Here is a 421-nt window from a genome sequence, read left to right as displayed (position 1 = left end):
TCAGCGCTGGCAGGATGAGCACGGCCAGTGGATCATCCAGGGGACGCTTCAGGACATCACTGAGCAGCGCGAGGCGCTGGATCGCAGTAACGCGAGGCGTCAGGAGGTGGAGTCAATCCTGGAGGCCATCCCGGGCGTCAGCGTGGCCCAGGTTGACCTGGAAGGTGAAGTGCGCGAGGCAAGCCGCAGTGCCGAGTGGATCCTCGGTTGCCCGCGTGATGAGTTGATCGGCAAAAGCTTTCTCGACTTCCACGAGCCGGGGGATCGGGCACAGGTCGCCGAAGCGGTAAACGCCCTGCAGAAGGCGGGCCAATCTCACTGCGGTGAGTACGAGCTGATCCGTGGCAACGGGGAGCGATTCCGGGCGCAGGTGAATGTCGTCCCCCTGTTGGATGAACGCGGGCAGGTTGTCGGCAGGATT

General features: G+C 63.7%; 1 protein-coding gene. It reads left to right on the top strand.

The window, feature by feature from the left end; all coding sequences use genetic code 11:
- A partial coding sequence (locus tag LRF89_RS13375) for a PAS domain-containing protein (protein ID WP_238637394.1) occupies positions 1-421 on the top strand: 421 nt, incomplete at both ends.

Origin of the sequence: Halorhodospira sp. 9621 (assembly GCF_022228055.1) — a bacterium.
Classification (GTDB): Bacteria; Pseudomonadota; Gammaproteobacteria; order Nitrococcales; family Halorhodospiraceae; genus Halorhodospira; species Halorhodospira halophila_A.
Note: the sequence above shows the minus strand (reverse complement) of the source record. Positions and strands in the feature narration are given on the sequence as shown.